General features: G+C 50.3%; 12 protein-coding genes. 4 read left to right on the top strand and 8 right to left on the bottom strand.

From position 1 onward, the window contains the following. Positions 1 to 16: 16 nt before the first annotated feature. Entirely contained in the window at positions 17 to 1945 is a 1929-nt protein-coding gene (gyrB, locus tag EKD02_RS05400) for a DNA topoisomerase (ATP-hydrolyzing) subunit B (protein WP_011889275.1), read from the top strand. Here the strand turns inward: gyrB and EKD02_RS05395 are convergent. From EKD02_RS05395 to EKD02_RS05375, 5 genes are all read right to left on the bottom strand, one after another. Continuing rightward, on the bottom strand, positions 1934 to 3253 hold the full coding sequence (locus tag EKD02_RS05395; RefSeq protein WP_126341680.1) for a peptidylprolyl isomerase: 1320 nt from the start codon (positions 3251 to 3253) through the stop codon (positions 1934 to 1936). The two genes, gyrB and EKD02_RS05395, sit on opposite strands and share 12 nt — an antisense overlap. A gap of 67 nt (positions 3254 to 3320) precedes the next feature. Next, a complete protein-coding gene (gene secF / locus EKD02_RS05390) occupies positions 3321 to 4256 on the bottom strand; it encodes a protein translocase subunit SecF (protein ID WP_126384343.1) in 936 nt (311 codons plus the stop codon). Between the two features lie 24 nt (positions 4257 to 4280). Continuing rightward, positions 4281 to 6065 (bottom strand): protein translocase subunit SecD, encoded by a 1785-nt coding sequence (gene secD, locus EKD02_RS05385; RefSeq protein WP_126384340.1) that lies wholly within the window; start codon positions 6063 to 6065, stop codon positions 4281 to 4283. A 153-nt stretch (positions 6066 to 6218) separates the two neighbouring features. Further along, on the bottom strand, positions 6219 to 7514 hold the full coding sequence (locus EKD02_RS05380) for an NAD(P)/FAD-dependent oxidoreductase (protein ID WP_126384337.1): 1296 nt from the start codon (positions 7512 to 7514) through the stop codon (positions 6219 to 6221). Between the two features lie 15 nt (positions 7515 to 7529). After that, positions 7530 to 7871 (bottom strand): c-type cytochrome, encoded by a 342-nt coding sequence (locus EKD02_RS05375; protein WP_011889270.1) that lies wholly within the window; start codon positions 7869 to 7871, stop codon positions 7530 to 7532. A gap of 417 nt (positions 7872 to 8288) precedes the next feature. Here EKD02_RS05375 and mnmG point away from each other — a divergent pair, with 417 nt between their 5' ends. The 3 genes from mnmG (at position 8289) to EKD02_RS05360 (ending at position 14007) form a co-directional block, all read left to right on the top strand. Beyond that, positions 8289 to 10154 carry a tRNA uridine-5-carboxymethylaminomethyl(34) synthesis enzyme MnmG gene (mnmG, locus tag EKD02_RS05370; protein WP_126384334.1) on the top strand — a complete coding sequence of 622 codons (1866 nt, stop codon included), beginning with the start codon at positions 8289 to 8291 and terminating at the stop codon, positions 10152 to 10154. 149 nt (positions 10155 to 10303) lie between these two features. Then, entirely contained in the window at positions 10304 to 12706 is a 2403-nt protein-coding gene (locus EKD02_RS05365; RefSeq protein WP_185805699.1) for a DNA polymerase domain-containing protein, read from the top strand. Positions 12707 to 12783: 77 nt separating this feature from the next. Continuing rightward, positions 12784 to 14007, top strand: a complete 1224-nt coding sequence (locus EKD02_RS05360) for an FprA family A-type flavoprotein (protein ID WP_011889267.1) — start codon at positions 12784 to 12786, stop codon at positions 14005 to 14007. A 67-nt stretch (positions 14008 to 14074) separates the two neighbouring features. Here EKD02_RS05360 and EKD02_RS05355 read toward each other — a convergent pair whose 3' ends face one another. The 3 genes from EKD02_RS05355 to dnaN form a co-directional block, all read right to left on the bottom strand. Beyond that, a complete protein-coding gene (locus EKD02_RS05355; RefSeq protein ID WP_011889266.1) occupies positions 14075 to 14380 on the bottom strand; it encodes a DciA family protein in 306 nt (101 codons plus the stop codon). A 2-nt stretch (positions 14381 to 14382) separates the two neighbouring features. Next, positions 14383 to 15498 carry a DNA replication/repair protein RecF gene (gene recF / locus EKD02_RS05350; protein ID WP_126341673.1) on the bottom strand — a complete coding sequence of 372 codons (1116 nt, stop codon included), beginning with the start codon at positions 15496 to 15498 and terminating at the stop codon, positions 14383 to 14385. 67 nt (positions 15499 to 15565) lie between these two features. Further along, positions 15566 to 16690 carry a DNA polymerase III subunit beta gene (dnaN, locus tag EKD02_RS05345; protein WP_126341672.1) on the bottom strand — a complete coding sequence of 375 codons (1125 nt, stop codon included), beginning with the start codon at positions 16688 to 16690 and terminating at the stop codon, positions 15566 to 15568. Between the last annotated feature and the right edge of the window lie 177 nt (positions 16691 to 16867).

Below are 16867 nucleotides of genomic sequence, written 5' to 3'. Positions count from 1 at the left end.
ATTGTAACTGTCAATTATGCAGGAAGCCGACATCCAGACCCCCACCCCGACAAATTACGGAGCAACAAACATACAGGTCCTTGACGGAATTGCGCATGTGCGCATGCGTCCGGCCATGTACATCGGCGACATCCACAGCCGCGGGCTCCATCATCTCATTTATGAAATCGTAGACAACTCCATCGACGAAACACTTGGAGGCTACAACGACTATATCTTCGTTTCGCTCAACCCCGACGGCTCGGTCACGGTCATAGACCATGGACGCGGCATTCCGGTGGACATCCATCCGGACAAGAAGAAATCGGCCCTTGAGCTGGTCATGACCCTTATCGGTGCAGGCGGTAAGTTCGACAAGGGGGCCTACAAGGTTTCCGGTGGACTGCACGGCGTCGGTGCATCTGTGGTCAATGCCCTGTCAGAGTGGTGCGAAGTTGAGGTTTACCGTGACGGGAAAGCATGGTTCCAGAGATACCACAGAGGCGTACCCGAAGGCGATGTCAAAGAGATCGGAGCCACTTCCGAGCGGGGCACGAAAACCACCTTCATGCCCGATCCCGAGATATTCAAAGTGACCGAATTCCGGAAAGACATCATCATCGACCGGATGCGGGAACTCGCATTCCTGAACAGTAACCTCAAAATCGTTGTCCAGGACATTGAGGGAGAGCAGGAGACATTCCATTTTGAAGGCGGCCTGAAAGAGTTTGTTCTCTTCACCGACGCCAACCGGCTCAACCTCATCAAGGAGCCGGTATACATTTACGGCGAAAAAGATTCGACCATCGTTGAAATTGCTCTGCAGTACAACGACTCCTATCAGGAAAATGTGTTCAGCTATGTCAACAACATCAATACACACGAGGGGGGAACGCATGTCACCGGATTCCGTAAAGCACTGACCCGTACCCTCAACTCTTACGCACAGAAAAATGACCTCCTTAAAAATCTGAAGCTAGCCCTCACCGGCGACGACTTCAAGGAGGGGTTGACGGCCGTCATTTCAGTCAAGGTTGCTGAACCGCAGTTTGAGGGACAGACCAAAACAAAGCTCGGCAACTCCGAAACACAGAGCATTGTTGAAAGCGTTCTCAACGAGCAACTCTCCGATTTTGCCGAAAGCAACCCCAATGTGATCAAAATGATCATAGAAAAGGTGAAGGGGGCGGCCATGTCACGGGAGGCTGCACGAAAGGCCAAGGAGCTGACACGGAGAAAATCGGTGCTGGAGAGTTCCGGACTGCCGGGAAAACTTGCCGACTGTTCCATCAACGACCCTGAGCACTGCGAACTCTATATTGTGGAGGGCGACTCTGCAGGCGGCAGCGCCAAACAGGGGCGCGACAGAAGCTTCCAGGCAATTCTGCCGCTGAAAGGAAAGATTCTCAATGTGGAAAAAGCCCGACTCCATAAATTGCTGGAAAACGAGGAGATCAAAACCATCATCCTTGCGCTCGGCACCAACTTCGGAGAAGAAGAGTTTTCACAGGAGAAACTTCGCTACGGCAAAATCATCATCATGACTGATGCCGATGTTGACGGCGCACATATCCGCACCCTGCTGCTCACCTTCTTCTTCCGCCACATGCGCTCGCTCATTGAGGCAGGGAAGGTCTATATTGCCCAGCCGCCACTCTATCTGGTTAAAGCCGGAAAAGATCAGCAGTACGCATGGGATGACGAGGAGCGCAACAGCATTGCCGATATGATGAGGAAAGGAAAAGCCAATGTGCACATCCAGCGCTATAAGGGTCTTGGAGAAATGAACCCCGAACAGCTCTGGAGCACCACAATGGACCCGGAACACCGATCGCTTCTGCAGGTCAGCGTTGAAAACGCAATGGAGGCCGATAAAGTATTCTCAACGCTCATGGGGGACAAAGTGGAACCACGCCGTGAGTTCATTGAGAAGAACGCCCGGTATGTCCGCCGCCTAGATGTCTGAACGGCGGACAAAGACTTCGCTGCGCAGCTCACTGACCCACTCGTTGAAGAGGCGCTGTTTTTTATCATCCAGAGCAAGCTGCTCAAGCATGGCATAATCCTTTTCGGGATCAAGCGTATGCGGCAGACGGCGCTCGTTCAGTCTGAACATGCCATAGAAAGGCTCTCCCCTCGGCGGAGTGATTTTCCGGGGGTGGCTTATTTCCCCCTGCGTTCTGAGTCCGCCGATGATTGCCTGAAGTTCCGGACGCAGCGAACGGGGATCAAGATATGGTCGGGAGGAGCCTGACGCCAGAACAGCTCCGCCAAGGCTTGCAGACACCGGATCGTCAGAATATTTACGGGCCATCTCAGCAAAACTTCCCTTCCCCTCCAGCAGTCCGGAACGGATAGCTTCAAGCAAAGCCACTGTTTCAGCTTCATCCCTGTCCGATCGATCAAAAGCAACCAGAATATGACGGACATGGATTGAGCGCCCCTCCCTGCCGAGCCGCTGAATGATATGAAAGCCATAGCGTGTCTCCACAATCCCCGACACATGCCCATCTTTCAAGCCGTAGGCTGCATCTTCAAAAGGCTTTACCAGCTCTCCCCGCTGCACAAAACCAAGATCTCCTCCAAGTTGCGCAGAGCCCGGATCGTCAGAGTAGCGACGGGCAAGTTCATCGAAGCTGAGAAATCCTGTTGTGAACTTCTTCTCAATATCCTCAATCTTCTTTCGGGCAGAAGCTTTCGCAGCTCTGGTCACACCGGGAAACTTCAGAATCTGGGAGACGGAAACCTCTTCCGGCAGCGTCGGCATGGCATCACGGTTATCACGGTAAAACGACATGACCTCACCGTACCCTATTGTCACACCCGAAAATTTCTGGCGACGGAGAGTCTCTATCATCTGCTGGCTTCGAATCTCGCCGGCCAGATCGCGCCGGATGCCCTCAATGCTTTTGCCGAACTGCCGTTCCATATCCTCTTTTGAGCTAAAGCGTCTGCTCAGCTGGCGAAGACGGGCATCGGCTGAAGAGGCGATATCGTTTTCGCTGATGCTGACGCTGTCAATCCGGGCTTTTGCCAGAATGATTTTCTGGTTGATAAGGCCATCCAGAATGGAGCTCCGCAGACTGCGGTCGTCCTTCAGGTCGGGGTATTGCAGACGGGTCATGGTTTCGCGGCTGTCAAGCTCCGAGCGAAAAATAACATCACCGCCAACAACGGCGACAACCTTGTCGGCAACCGCCGCCCCTGCCGGAGAGAGAGGGAAGAACGAAAGCAGAAAAAGCGGCAGAAGCGCTCTGAGGAATCGGTTTTTCATGATATGGTTGTTCAGGGTGAGATGGAGGCCGTCCGTCAGAAACAACGCACGGCCCCACAGAGAATTGCTACGCCTTCTGGCTGCCCCGTAGCTTCACCGGAGCTTTTGAGCGTTTGATCCACTCAAAGGCAAGCGGGGCGGCAACGAAAACAGAAGAGTATGTTCCAACCAGAATGCCGGCAAAGACAGCGAATGCAAATGCCCTGATGGCTGGCCCTGCAAAAATGAACAGTACCAGAACGGTCAGAAGGGTTGTGCAGGAGGTAATGATTGTCCGGCTGAGCGTGCGGTTCATGCTCTCGTTGAAAATCTGTTCGTATTCGGAGGGCTTCCTGTTTCTGATGTTTTCGCGAATTCGGTCGTACACAACGACAGTATCGGTGATGGAGTAACCTGCAATTGTCAGAAATGCTGCAATGATGCTCTGGTCCATCTCAAGCGGCATAACTTCAAACACGCCGCCAAGAAGGCTGAAAAGCCCGAGAACAATCAGCACATCATGAAAAATGGCAACAACCCCGGCTGCGGCAAACTTGAGCTCGAAGCGGATGCCGACATAGATGAGAATGGCAAGGAGGGCTGCTCCCATCGCCTTGAATGCCGACCATTTAAGGTCGGAAGCAATACTTGGACCCACAGCGTCGATACGGACAATCTCAAAGGGGTTGCCTTTGAGATGCGAGTTGAGAGCTCCCGAAATCAGAGATTTCAGTTCATTGGTGTCGCCGTTGAAAACGGTGCTCAGAAGAAAGGAGCGGTCCATCCCATACTGTTTGATGGTTCCCGACACCCCGGCATCACGCATCACCGAACGAAGCTCACCAACAGGAACATCCTGCTCAAAACGGAGCACAACCTCCGAGCCGCCCCTGAAATCAATGCCATAGTTAAGTCCCCGAACAGCAAGGGAAACGAGGCCTGTCAGGAGAAGCAGAAGGGAAATGGCATAGGCTATTTTACGGCGCCCGAGAAAATCAATACTGGTATTGCTGAAAATCCTCATTGGTTGAAACTTGTAATTACAGGGTTAACCGAAACTTTTGGATGACATCAGGTTCTTCGAAACAAGCAGCCTGAAAATCTCACGGGTAACAACAATTGCCGTAAACAGGCTCGCCGCCGTTCCAATCATCAGCGTAACGGCAAACCCCTGAATCGGACCGATGCCGTAGGTGTAGAGAAGAAAGGCTGCGGCAAGTGTGGTGACATGTGAGTCAAGAATGGAGGAGAACGCACGGTCATAGCCCTCACTCAGAGCTGAAGTGATGCTGCGTCCCGCAGCCAGCTCCTCACGGATACGCTCGTAAATAAGAACATTGGCATCAACCGCCATACCCATTGTGAGAACAATACCGGCAATACCCGGAAGGGAGAGCGATGCATTGAATCCGGCAAGAACCGACAGGACAATGAGCACATTGAGCACAAGAGCAACATCGGCCGCAAGCCCCCCCTGACGGTAATAAAAAATCATGAAAACAACCACAGCTGAAAATCCCCAGATGAGCGACTGCAGTCCGGCACGGATATAGTCGGCTCCAAGAGAAGGGCCGACAGTGCGCTCTTCAACAATCCGAACCGGAGCAGGCAGGGCACCGGCTTTCAGCACAATTTCAAGATCTTTTGCCTCTTCAAGGCTCTGAATGCCGTTGATGACCGAGTTCCCGTTGGGGATTTTTGACTGCACGACAGGGGCGCTGTATACAGCCCCATCAAGCACAATGGCTATCCTTTTGCCGATATTGGCCCCGGTAATGCGGGCCCATTTCGAAGTTCCTTCGGAATTCATTGACATCAGAACCTCCGGCTGCACACCCTGAGATCCGAATGTCGCCTTTGCCTCGGTAATCACGCCCCCTGTCAGTTCCGGCGTTTTGCGGACAAGATAGAGAGAGTAGAGCCTGCTCCCGTCGTCAGCCTCATCGGCCCGGGCGGCAAGCAGAAGCTCGCTGTCGGGGGGAAGCTGTGAAAGGGCTTCAGGGCGCTTGAGCATATCCGACGCCAGTTCGCGATTTTCTGCGCGCACAGCCGCATTGTCGCTGCCGTAGACCTGCACAAAACTGTAAAGCCCATTGTTGGCGGCGTCATTGGAAGATCCGGAAGAAGAGGGCGCAGAGAGGGCGGTGTTGATGGCGTCAAGAGTTCTCTGCAGCGCTCCCTTTTCCCGCAGAAGCCTGAACTCAAGCTTGGCGGTACCTTTCAGAAGGTTGCGCATCCGGTTTTCATCGGAAATGCCGGGAAGCTCAATAATGATCTTCCGGTTTCCCTGAGTGGTGATCATCGGTTCAGCAACACCGTACTGGTCAATCCGGTTCCGGATGATTTCACGGGCTCTGACAAGTGCGTCAGCAGCCTCTTTCCTCAACTTCCCCTGTATCTCCGAATCACTGTTGCGGATATCATAAAAATACCTGCTGAGTCTGATATTCTGTTTCCTGAAAGCCGCCGACACAAGATCAATCACATCGGCGTCGGTTGCTGCCGCCTGGCGTCCAACCTCCTCCATGATTGCATCAAACTTCGCATCGCGATTCCACGCCTTCTGCATGAAAAGGTCAATCTGGTCTACCTCCATCACCAGATGCATCCCCCCTTTCAGGTCGAGTCCCAGCTTCAAGCCTTTCTGTCGGGCATCTTCAATTTCATCACGATGGTTCAGCACAAAATTCAGACTGTCCCGGGGAGAGCTGAACGCTTCAAGCTGCTTTCCCAGGGAATACTCCTTCCAGGTCGGCACAAGAGACCAGAGGGCAAGGAGGGTGACGCCGACAATAAGAAGAAGGTTGTATCGTTTGTTTTTCATTGATGGCATAATCATTTACACTCAAAAAAACCGGTTCAGCCAATATATGAAACGGCACAGTGAATATCTAACAATGCCGGGCCCGTTCATCGGCGCCGGACTCAACAGGAAAGCCCGGCGCAAAGACCGGGCATTCCAACCGCTTCATCCCCCATCGGGGCACTATCCCCAGATATCCTGAGCGATGTTGTTGTACCAGCCGCGGGCAAAAGTAGCCTCTTCGCTGAGCTGATCGTCGTCAGCGTCCATCGGGGTCAATCCGCCTGCTCCCTTGATGGAGACAATGCCGTCCGCAGTCAGTTTGTAGACAGCAGCAACCGAGATTCCATATCCGGGACCAATGAGGCTGTAGCATGTATTGACAAGCGATGGCGCCACAGGAACCTCACCACGGAAGAGCCTTGCAATTGCTGCGGCAGTCACCTTTCCCTGGCTGCTGGCCGCAAAACCTGACTTCGGCATCGCCCCTGCCGTGCATGCGTCCCCAATAACATGAATACCCGGCTGAATCAGCGATTCAAAAGAGACCGGATTGACCGGGCACCACCCTGAGGAATCAACAAGACCGGCATCAAAAGCGATCTTTCCTGCTTTCTGAGGAGGAATCAGATTGATGACATCGCCCTTTTCAATACCGAACTCAGTCGTCACCCTCATGGCTGATGAATCGACATTCAGTATCCTTCCCCCCGTCGATGCACTGCGCCACTCAATCATTCCCGGATAGAGCCGCTCCCACCCTTTGGTAAACAGTGCCTGTTTTGAGAATTTTTCTTTGGCATCCAGAATGAGAATTCTTGACTTCGGCTTGTTCTCTTTCAGATAGTGCGCTATCAGACTCGCCCGTTCATAGGGGCCCGGCGGGCAGCGGAACGGGTTGGCCGGAGGACAGATGATGACTTTTCCGCCATCCTTCAGACTGTGCAGCTGCTTCTGCAGCAGCACAGTTTGAGGACCGGCTTCATAGGCATGAGGCATGACTGACTCTGCCACCTTTCTGCTGTAACCCTCAATGGCCTCAAAGTCGAAATCAATGCCAGGAGAAACAATGAGCCGGTCATAGCCAACAACCTTGCCGCTTTTCAGCTTTACCGTACTCTTGACGCCGTCCACGGAAACAACTGTGTCGGCAAGAACATCAACCTTATACCTGTTTTTCAGGACAGCATACTTCTGAGCAATCTCCTGCATGGTTTTCAATCCGCCAATGACCCAGTTGCTGAATGGACAGGTATAGAACACCGCCTTTGGTTCAATGAGTGTAACGGAAATTGAGGAATCAAGTTTTTTCAGATACTTGGCAGCTGAAGCGCCGCCAAATCCACCACCCACAACAACCACCCGTTTTGAGGCAGCTGCCCCTGCTCTCAGGGGAAATGCTCCAATTCCCAGAGCAGAACCAGCAGCACCTGTAAAGAGGAGTTTACTGAAATCACGACGCGAAATATTCTGACCCATAATCGTCCTCCGGGGTTAATTGTTGTTCTGCCACACTGTTCCGTAATACTCGGCAATCAGCCGGATCTCTTCATCGGTATATCCCTTGGCATGACGCATCATGACGGTTGAATACCGCCTGCCTGATTTGAAATCCTTCAGCGCCATTTCCAGATATTCGGGGGACTTTCCATAAAAGGAGGGGATGATGCTCACGCTTTTTCCATCTGTACCATGACATGATGCACATGAAAATGCGAGAATCTGCCCTCGCGGATCAACAGCAGCTTCCTCTCGTTCCTTCGCATCAGCACCGCCCGGAACCGATGCGAAGAGAAGTGCCGCGGCAACCAGCATCACTTTGATTTTTTCTTCCATAGGGCCTTCCTCCATAATTGAATGTTAATGGAACAGAAAACGGATATCAACAATTGTTAACGATCTCTATCAGTCATTCGAGCCCGGCGTCCAATACGCTCACCATGCAACAACGCAGACGCCACGAGACAGCCCGGCCACAAACGCCCATATCCGTAACACATGAGCAGCATAAGCTCAAGAGAACCGGTCAAATCCTACCAGGCAACTATATGTATATATAATAAAAATCAACTCTTTCTGCAAAACCGGAGGGGGCCCAGCATTACGCCGATATCACTCTTTCTGCCTCCTGCCTCGAGGAGCTGAAGAGAGGGAGAGAATCCTCCCAATATTCGTATCTTTCCCGACAACGACCCTCCGACGAGGAATGGAAAAACTGATGTTTCATGTGAAACAACCTTTCTAACGCCCATTATGTACGATATTATTGTAGCCGGTGCAGGACATGCCGGATGCGAAGCTGCACTTGCCGCAGCCCGGTCGGGCAGCAGCTGCCTGCTGATTTCGTCTGACCTGACGGCGGTTGCCCGCATGTCGTGCAACCCTGCCATTGGGGGAGTCGCAAAGGGGCAGATAACCAGAGAAATAGATGCGCTCGGTGGAGAGATGGCAAAAGCCATTGATGCGACAGGAATCCAGTTCAGAATGCTTAATCTGAGCAAAGGGCCCGCAATGCATTCGCCAAGGGCCCAGGCTGACAGAACAGCCTATACAGAGTATATGAAACGAGTGCTGGAGGCTGAGACCAACCTTGACCTTCTTCAAGACACAGTCACGGGCATTGAAGTGCGAGGCGGACAGTTTTTCGGGGTAGAGCTTCAGTCGGGGAGGATACTCCGCGCCGGAGCTGCCATCCTGACCTGTGGAACATTCCTCAACGGACTGATTCATATCGGAATGAACCATTTCCCGGGAGGGAGAACGATTGCTGAGCCTCCGGTAACGGGACTGACAGAGAGCCTTGTGGCAGCGGGGTTCACGACAGCACGCCTGAAAACCGGAACACCACCACGAGTTGACAGGAGAAGCATTGATTACAGCATTGTCATTGAGCAGAAAGGAGACGAGAATCCACCTCCATTCTCGTTCAGCTCAGGAAGCATTGCGGGAAAGGAACAGATCAGCTGTTTCCTGACCAAAACAACCCATAAAACCCATGAGATTCTGAGGACAGGTTTCGACCGGTCACCTCTTTTTTCTGGAAAGGTCCAGGGAGTCGGCCCCCGATACTGCCCTTCAATTGAAGATAAGATCCATCGATTTACAGAACGCGACAGCCATCATATCTTTCTTGAACCAGAAGGATTTCATACCAATGAAATGTATGTCAATGGTTTTTCGACTTCTCTTCCTGAAGATATACAGATAGCAGGACTGCAATCAATACCCGGCATGGAGGAGGTTAAAATGATCCGTCCCGGATATGCAATTGAGTATGACTACTTTCACCCAAGCCAGATCCGCAGATCGCTGGAAACAAAAGCCGTTGAAAACCTGTACTTTGCCGGACAGATAAACGGCACATCCGGATATGAAGAGGCTGCGGCCCAGGGGCTTATGGCCGGAATCAACGCATCCCGGAAACTTAAAGAGCTCCCACCAATTCACCTGCAGCGGTCTGACGCTTATATTGGCGTCCTGATTGACGATCTCGTCACAAAGGAAACGAATGAACCCTACAGGATGTTCACCTCATCAGCCGAACACCGCCTCATCCTCCGCCATGACAACGCTGACCTCAGGCTCCGCAAGTTCGGCCATACCGCAGGCCTTGTTGACGATGACACATACAGGGAAACACTCAACAAAAATGATGAGATTGTCCGCATGACTGCTTTTGCCAGATCAAGAACCATACCCGCAGAGGCCCTGAACAGCCTCTTGCCGGCGGAATTGAACCGGCCCATGACAGGAGGGCAGAAAGCCGCATCCGCACTCAAGCGCCCGGGCATTACCCTCAACAGACTTTTTGCCGCACTTCCCGATTTTGCCAAAGAAGCACGGCTCATTTCATCAAACCCACTCGTACACGAGCAGGTAGAGATCAATCTCGCTTATGAAGGCTATTTGAAAAGAGAACTGCTGCAGACTGAAAAGGTTGCGAGGCTTGAGTCGCTCATACTCCCCGAAACATTCAATTATCACTCAGTTACCGGCCTATCAAGCGAAGGGCGTGAAAAACTCCTTCACTTCCGGCCCGAAACTCTTGGCCAGGCCTCAAGAATTATGGGTGTCTCGCCTTCCGACATCTCCGTCCTCATGGTTCGTCTTGGACGGTAGGTAATGTGTCAATGTTTCACGTGAAACATTGACATGACACTAACGGGTTATGGGCACAAGGCCAAAACAGGAACAGATGAAACTCCCGGCCCCAGATGCAACGCGCCGGGCAAACAGAATGCCGTGAATAACGGATGAACAGAGAAGCCATGGAATCAATCGTCAGCGACATAGTGAACAATACGCTCCTCTACGGAAAAGACGGCGAAGAGCGGATTGTTGGTGCTTATCAGCGATCAGACACCTTAGTCAGAATATTCAACAGAACGGACAGCGGAAAAGTCACCTTTCACGACGAGCCGTGCTATCCTTATTTTTTCCTCTCGGAAAGCACCCTGCTCAGCAACTTCAGAATACCCAACGGGGGTAAATACTGGCCGGTCGCTTTGAGCGGAAATAACTTTTATCGAAGTCTTGCCATATTCCAGCGATGGAAAGATTACAGGGAAGCGCTTGATCATATTGCGCGGAACAGCCGAACCGGGATGGGAGATGACGCAGAAGAGCCGACTGCACGAGGGTTTGTGCCAAATACATACAGCAAGGGTGATGCTGTAACGCAATATATGATGCAGACAGGCAAAACCTTTTTCAAGGGCATGATATTTGATGACCTCTACCGGATGCAGCTTGACATTGAAACTCTCTATGATCCTAAGAACAAACCGCGAACTGGCATAAGCATTGGGGAAGATGAAATAATCATTGTCTCTCTTTCTGACAACAGAGGGTGGGAAAAGGTGATCCATGGGAAAGAGCAGGGAGAAAAGGCGTTACTTGAGCAGTTGGTTGACATTATCAGTAAGCGTAATCCTGATGTAATAGAGGGGCACAACATTTTCGGGTTTGATCTTCCCTACCTGCAGGCACGATGCTCGTTTCATTCGATTCCATTTGCCATAGGGAGAGATGGGTTGGTGCCGAAAAGTTATCCGGCCAGCATCCGGTTTGCAGAGCGGAGCATTGACTACCTCTTTTTTGACATCCCGGGCCGAAATGTCATTGATACCCTTTTTCTCGTCCAAAGCTATGACATTTCAAAACGCTCCATGCAGAGTTACGGGCTCAAGGCCGTAGCGCGACATTTCGGGTTTGCATCTGAAAACCGCACATATGTTGACTACAGCGAAATTGCCGATTTATGGAGAGGAGACACAGACAGGCTGCTGCGCTATGCTCTTGATGATGTCCGTGAGACCTGCAAGCTTTCTTCACTGCTTTCAGGCAGCAACTTCTATCTGACTCAAATGTTGCCGTTCAGCTACGCCCAGACGGCAAGAATGGGACAGGCTGCGAAAATTGAAGCACTTATGACAAGAGAGTATCTGCGAGTGAAGCACTCTCTACCAAAACCATCAGCAGGCCGGCAACAGTTCGGAGGCTATACTGCGGTCTTTCTCAAAGGAGTTCTGGGACCTATCGTCTATGCTGATGTTGAATCGCTCTATCCCTCAATCATGCTTTCGAGCAACATCTGCCCTCGAACGGATGAACTGAGGGCATTTCCTGGAATTCTGACTGATTTGAAAGCGCTGCGCCTGAAAACAAAGGGAATGGCTGCAGATGAGAAAGCAGCAGGGAACGGGCAACTGTCGGCAAATTACGATGCCATGCAGAGCTCATTCAAAATTCTCATCAATGCCATGTATGGATATCTCGGCTTCGCCGGAGGAATATTCAACGATTTTGCAGAAGCCGACCGGGTCACCTCAACAGGCCAGTCAATAGCCCGACAGATGATTCGTGAATTTGAGGCTGAAGGGTGCCGGATCATAGAGGTCGACACTGATGGAATTCTCTTCATTCCCCCGGACAGCGTTACCACGGAAGCGCAGGAACGGGATCTGGTACAAAAGGTATCGGCACTCATGCCTGAAGGCATACGGATCGGTTTTGACGGGCGCTTCAGGAAAATGATTTCGTATATGAAAAAGAATTACGCCCTGCTGGATTACTCAATGACCATGACGCTGAAAGGCTCCTCACTGACAAGCCGTAGCGGAGAGAAATTCGGCAGGGATCTTGTTGAGCGCGGGTTTGAAAAACTGCTTGCTGAAGATATTGACGGGCTTCACAATCTCTACACACACTACAGGAACAAAATTCTTAACCACGAGCTTGACATAACGGAGTTTTCGAGAACAGAAAGCATGAAAAGCTCGCTGGAAGAATATCTGGGCGATGTACAGGCAGGAAAACGGCAGCGGGCCGTCACCTATGAAATAGCCCGGCGAAAAGGGGGGAGAATCACCAAAGGTGACCGTATTACCTACTACATTTCAGGAAGCGGAACCGCAAGCGCATCATTCGACCGGGGAAAAGCTGCCGACGAATGGAGGGCGGATGCGCCTGATGAGAACACGGCATTCTATCTGAAGAGGCTTGACGAGCATTGCCAGAAGTTCCTTCCTTTTTTCAAACCGCAGGACTTCAGTATGATATTTTCGGATGACACTCTTTTCCCCTTCTCCGCGGAAGGCATCATGCTGCAGGAAAAAACAGTGAGTCAGGAAAGCCAGGGGGAGGAAAATGTAATGGAGGGGGAACAATAAAGCGGCCGGAGGTGTAATATTTTATTATGTTTACTGATATCGCACAGATACACAACAATCCATAGACACCTGAAGCAATGACGGATAAAAAAATATTACCGGTAACCGACGATGTCACCTGGATAGGGGTTCTTGACCCCGGGCTCATCACCTTTGATATTGTGATGGAGACCAAATATGGCACCACTTACAATTCATATTTCATCAATGCGGATAAAAAAACCATCGTTGAAACAACAAAGGAAAAGTTTTGGCCTGAGTATCTCGCTAAAATAAAACAGGTTACAGACCCTGAAGAGATTGAATACATTATTGTTGACCACACAGAACCTGACCATTCCGGCAATATCCGCAATCTTTTGGCCATTGCTCCGAACGCAACTGTTGTGGGTAGCGGAAATGCGCTGAAATTTCTCCGTGACCAGACAGGCCACGACTTCCCTTCACTTACAGTAAAAACGGGGGATACGCTTGATTTGGGAAACAAGACGCTTCATTTCATCAATGCTCCAAATCTCCACTGGCCCGACACCATTTATACATGGCTTGAAGAGGACAGGGTACTCTTTACCTGTGATTCATTCGGTTCCCACTTCTGCAATGAGAAGATGTATGACGACGAAGTTGGTGACTTTGATGATGCCTTCACCTATTATTTTGACGCAATCCTGCGCCCGTTCAGCAAATACATGATACAGGCCGTTGAGAAAATACGCCCCCTGGATATTTCGGTCATATGCCCTGGACATGGCCCGATTCTGAGAAGCAACTGGAAAAAATATGTCGATCTCTCCCTGCGATATTCCCAGAGCGCCATTGCCCTCCCCAATGAAAAGAACATACTCATAGCCTATGTGTCGGCTTATGAAAACACTGCGATTCTTGCTGAAAAAATAGCCGAGGGGCTTCGCCAGTCCTGCGATTTCACCGTCGACATATGCGATGTGGAGCACATGCACTTCTCCAAGATGGAAGAAAAGATTGCACATGCATCTGGAATCATACTCGGCTCCCCGACAATCAACCAGAACATTCTGCCGCAGATCTACCAGCTGTTTTCAGCCATCAACCCCATCCGCGACAAAGGAAAACTCGGAGCGGCATTTGGTTCATATGGCTGGAGCGGAGAAGCAACCAAAATGATAGAGACAAACTTCACCATGCTGAAACTCAAGGTGTTTGACCAGAACATGAGAGTCAAATTCAAACCTCATGAAGCGGAGTTTGAAGCCTGCCGTGAGTTTGGCAAGGCATATGCCGAACGAATGATAGAAATGTATCAATTGAGCTGCAATCTCTAGCCGACTCTCATGAAGCTCAGTTCCGTTTCAGGAAGGAAAGGGCCGGCAATCCGGCTCTTTCGCCGTTCTACCGGAAAATGATGTCGCGGACCAGGGGTTTATCAGGCGGTGAGTTAAGCGCCACATTGAGTTTTTCAATGATGGATGACTTCCGGTAGTTCAGTTCCATTCTCCATGTGGAACTCCTGACGCGGACAACAATGGTTCCCTCAGTAAAGCGTTCCAGAGTGGTGACGGCTGCAACAGCATCACCGACAACCGTATTCCATATTCCCAAAGCATTGAACTGCGCAAAAGCCTCATCAAGACCCAAAGCGCGGTACATATCGCCAGCTATGGAAGAAAATTTTTTCGGGCTTCTCGTTAGCGACATGACTATACTTCTGAGTTCCGGGTGGAGGGAGTCGTCTGGAGATGGTGGACTGCTGAGCCCGGGTGATTTTTCAGATCAGCCGAAGAAATCAAAGTCTGACCGCATCCCTCTAGTATATCAAGAACTGCCGCGGTCCTTTTCCCATCCAACTCGCTGAATATGTCATCAAGAAGACAGATGGGGGTCTCACCGATTTTTTCATTGAAGTATTGGAACAGGGCGAGCTTCAGACTGATAAGAAATGTTCTTTGCTGCCCCTGTGAGCTGTAGCGTTTGCTCTCCCGTCCATCCGAAAGAAAGATCAATTCATCGCGATGCGGTCCTGACAGGGTCTGTCCCCTAAGAATCTCCTGTTGTTCGTTCTCCTGAAAACGCTGAAGAAAACGCTCTCGAAGCTCGCTTTCCGGAACTGGTTCCAGCAATCTTCCTATGGTTGAGCTATACTCGATTGAAGGCGTTTGACCGCCTGAAAGATCTCTGTGAAGCGACTCGACAAAGGGATGGAATTCAGCAAGAAAACGAACTCTCCCCGCTGTTACCGATGCTGCTGAAGAAGCAAGATTTTCACTCCAGAGCTGCAGCATGGAGCGGTCTTTTCCGGGGCTTTGCGAAAGCTGCTGAAGCAATGCGTTTCTCTGCTGCAGCAAGCGTCTATAGATGAGAAGATTGTCAAGATACCGTCTGTCCGATTGACAGACGGCATTATCAAGAAACCGTCGCCTTTCTCCGGGAGGACCGCTGACAATAACAATTTCAGGGGGGGAAAAGGAAATACAGGGTATGGAACCAATATGAAGGGAAAAAGGCTTAAGCTCATTACCATCAATCTGAAGCTTCTTTCCACTCTCTTTTGTATAGGAGAGGCGAACAGCTGTCTCTATGCCGGACGAAGACTCAAACAAGGCTGTGAGAAGAAAATAACCTGCTGAAAAGGAGAGGCACTCGCCGTCAGCTGCACTGACAAATCCTTTAGTCAACGCACAGTAATGAATCCCCTCAAGAATAGATGTTTTACCTGATCCATTCTGGCCATAAATCAGATTGATTCCATCTTCAGGCTCAAAAGAAAATGAGCGGTGATTCCTGAAATTCTCAAACTGTATACTCCGTAGCCTCAAAAAACCTCTCGTTAAACCAGAATGCCCCACAACCATGATTGCCGGGCATTCTGAAGATTGCTCATACTCAGTTGTTGATACGGACCGGCATGACAAGGATGATGAGCCTGTCACTTTTTTCTTCGAGATGAGGGCGGAAAATAACAGCGGTGGTCGGACTTTTCAACTCAATGCTGACCTCGCTTTCATCAAGATGGGCAAGCGCGGCTTCAAGAAAACGGGAATTGAATCCTATGGAAATATCTTCCCCGGTATAATTGCACGCAAGCTCCTCAACAGCCGATTCACCTTCATTGGTGTTTTCAGCCATAATTTTAAGCACAGCCCCTTCAATCTGAACCTTGACATCACCGATACTTGAAAACCTCCCAACCCTTCGGATGGAATCATAAATGGTTGAGCGATTGATGACGAGCTGCTTGTCATGTTCAACGGGAATGACTGCCTCGTAATTGGGATAAGGTTCAATGATGAGTGCTGCATCAAGAACAATGTTTCCGCAGTTGAATCGAACAAACTTTCTCTCACTCTCAATACTCATACTTACCGTTTCTGTCTGTGCAAGTTTCTGCAGAATGGAAAGCACCCGGGAAGGAACAACAATCTTGAGTTTTTCAGGCATACAGAGAGATGAATCTTTTCTGCATCGCACCAGCCTGTGGCCATCGGTAGCTATGGCTGTAAGAAGATCACCTTCCAATTCAAAAAGAACACCCATCATGGCCGGTCGCATTCCGTCCACACTGCATGCAAAGGTTGTTTTCTGGATGATGTCAAGCATTTCTCCAGTTTCCATCTCAAGAGAGATGTCATAATTCTTTTCATGCTTTTCAGGCTGAGCCTGGAAAAGACAGGGCATGGTATATCGGCCTTTATCGGTTGTGATATTGACTGTTCCATGCTCACTGACTTCCTGGCGTTCAATGGAAAAGCTCACTGAAGTATCATACATACTCCTGAGAAACTCCTGAAGTGCTCGAGCGCGTATTCCGATATTGCCACTGTCGGATGTTTCAACTTCGCTTCGGGCAGTAATGGCGACTTCGCCGTCAGTAGCAAAAAAAGTCAATGCTCCGGGTTCAATTGAGAGATGGATGTTCTCAAAACGCTGATCAATTGATTTTGCCGGAATAGCCTGGGCAACTTTACCGACTGCATCCTGCAGCTGCTTGATAGAGGAGGTCAATTTCATCTTGTCCAACATTTACAGTTTTATGATTTTAAAAATAAGAGTTGTTGTTGCTGTAGAGAGTGTGGAAATCTTGACAACATCACCTCTCTCTTCCGTAAGGTGTTATTTTATTTAGAACTACAGTAAATCTTTTTTATTCTCCCGCTGTGTATAACCTGTTGATACTGCCAGTTCAGG

It is taken from the genome of Chlorobium phaeovibrioides (assembly GCF_003968655.1).
GTDB lineage: Bacteria > Bacteroidota > Chlorobiia > Chlorobiales > Chlorobiaceae > Chlorobium > Chlorobium phaeovibrioides.
Note: the sequence above shows the minus strand (reverse complement) of the source record. Positions and strands in the feature narration are given on the sequence as shown.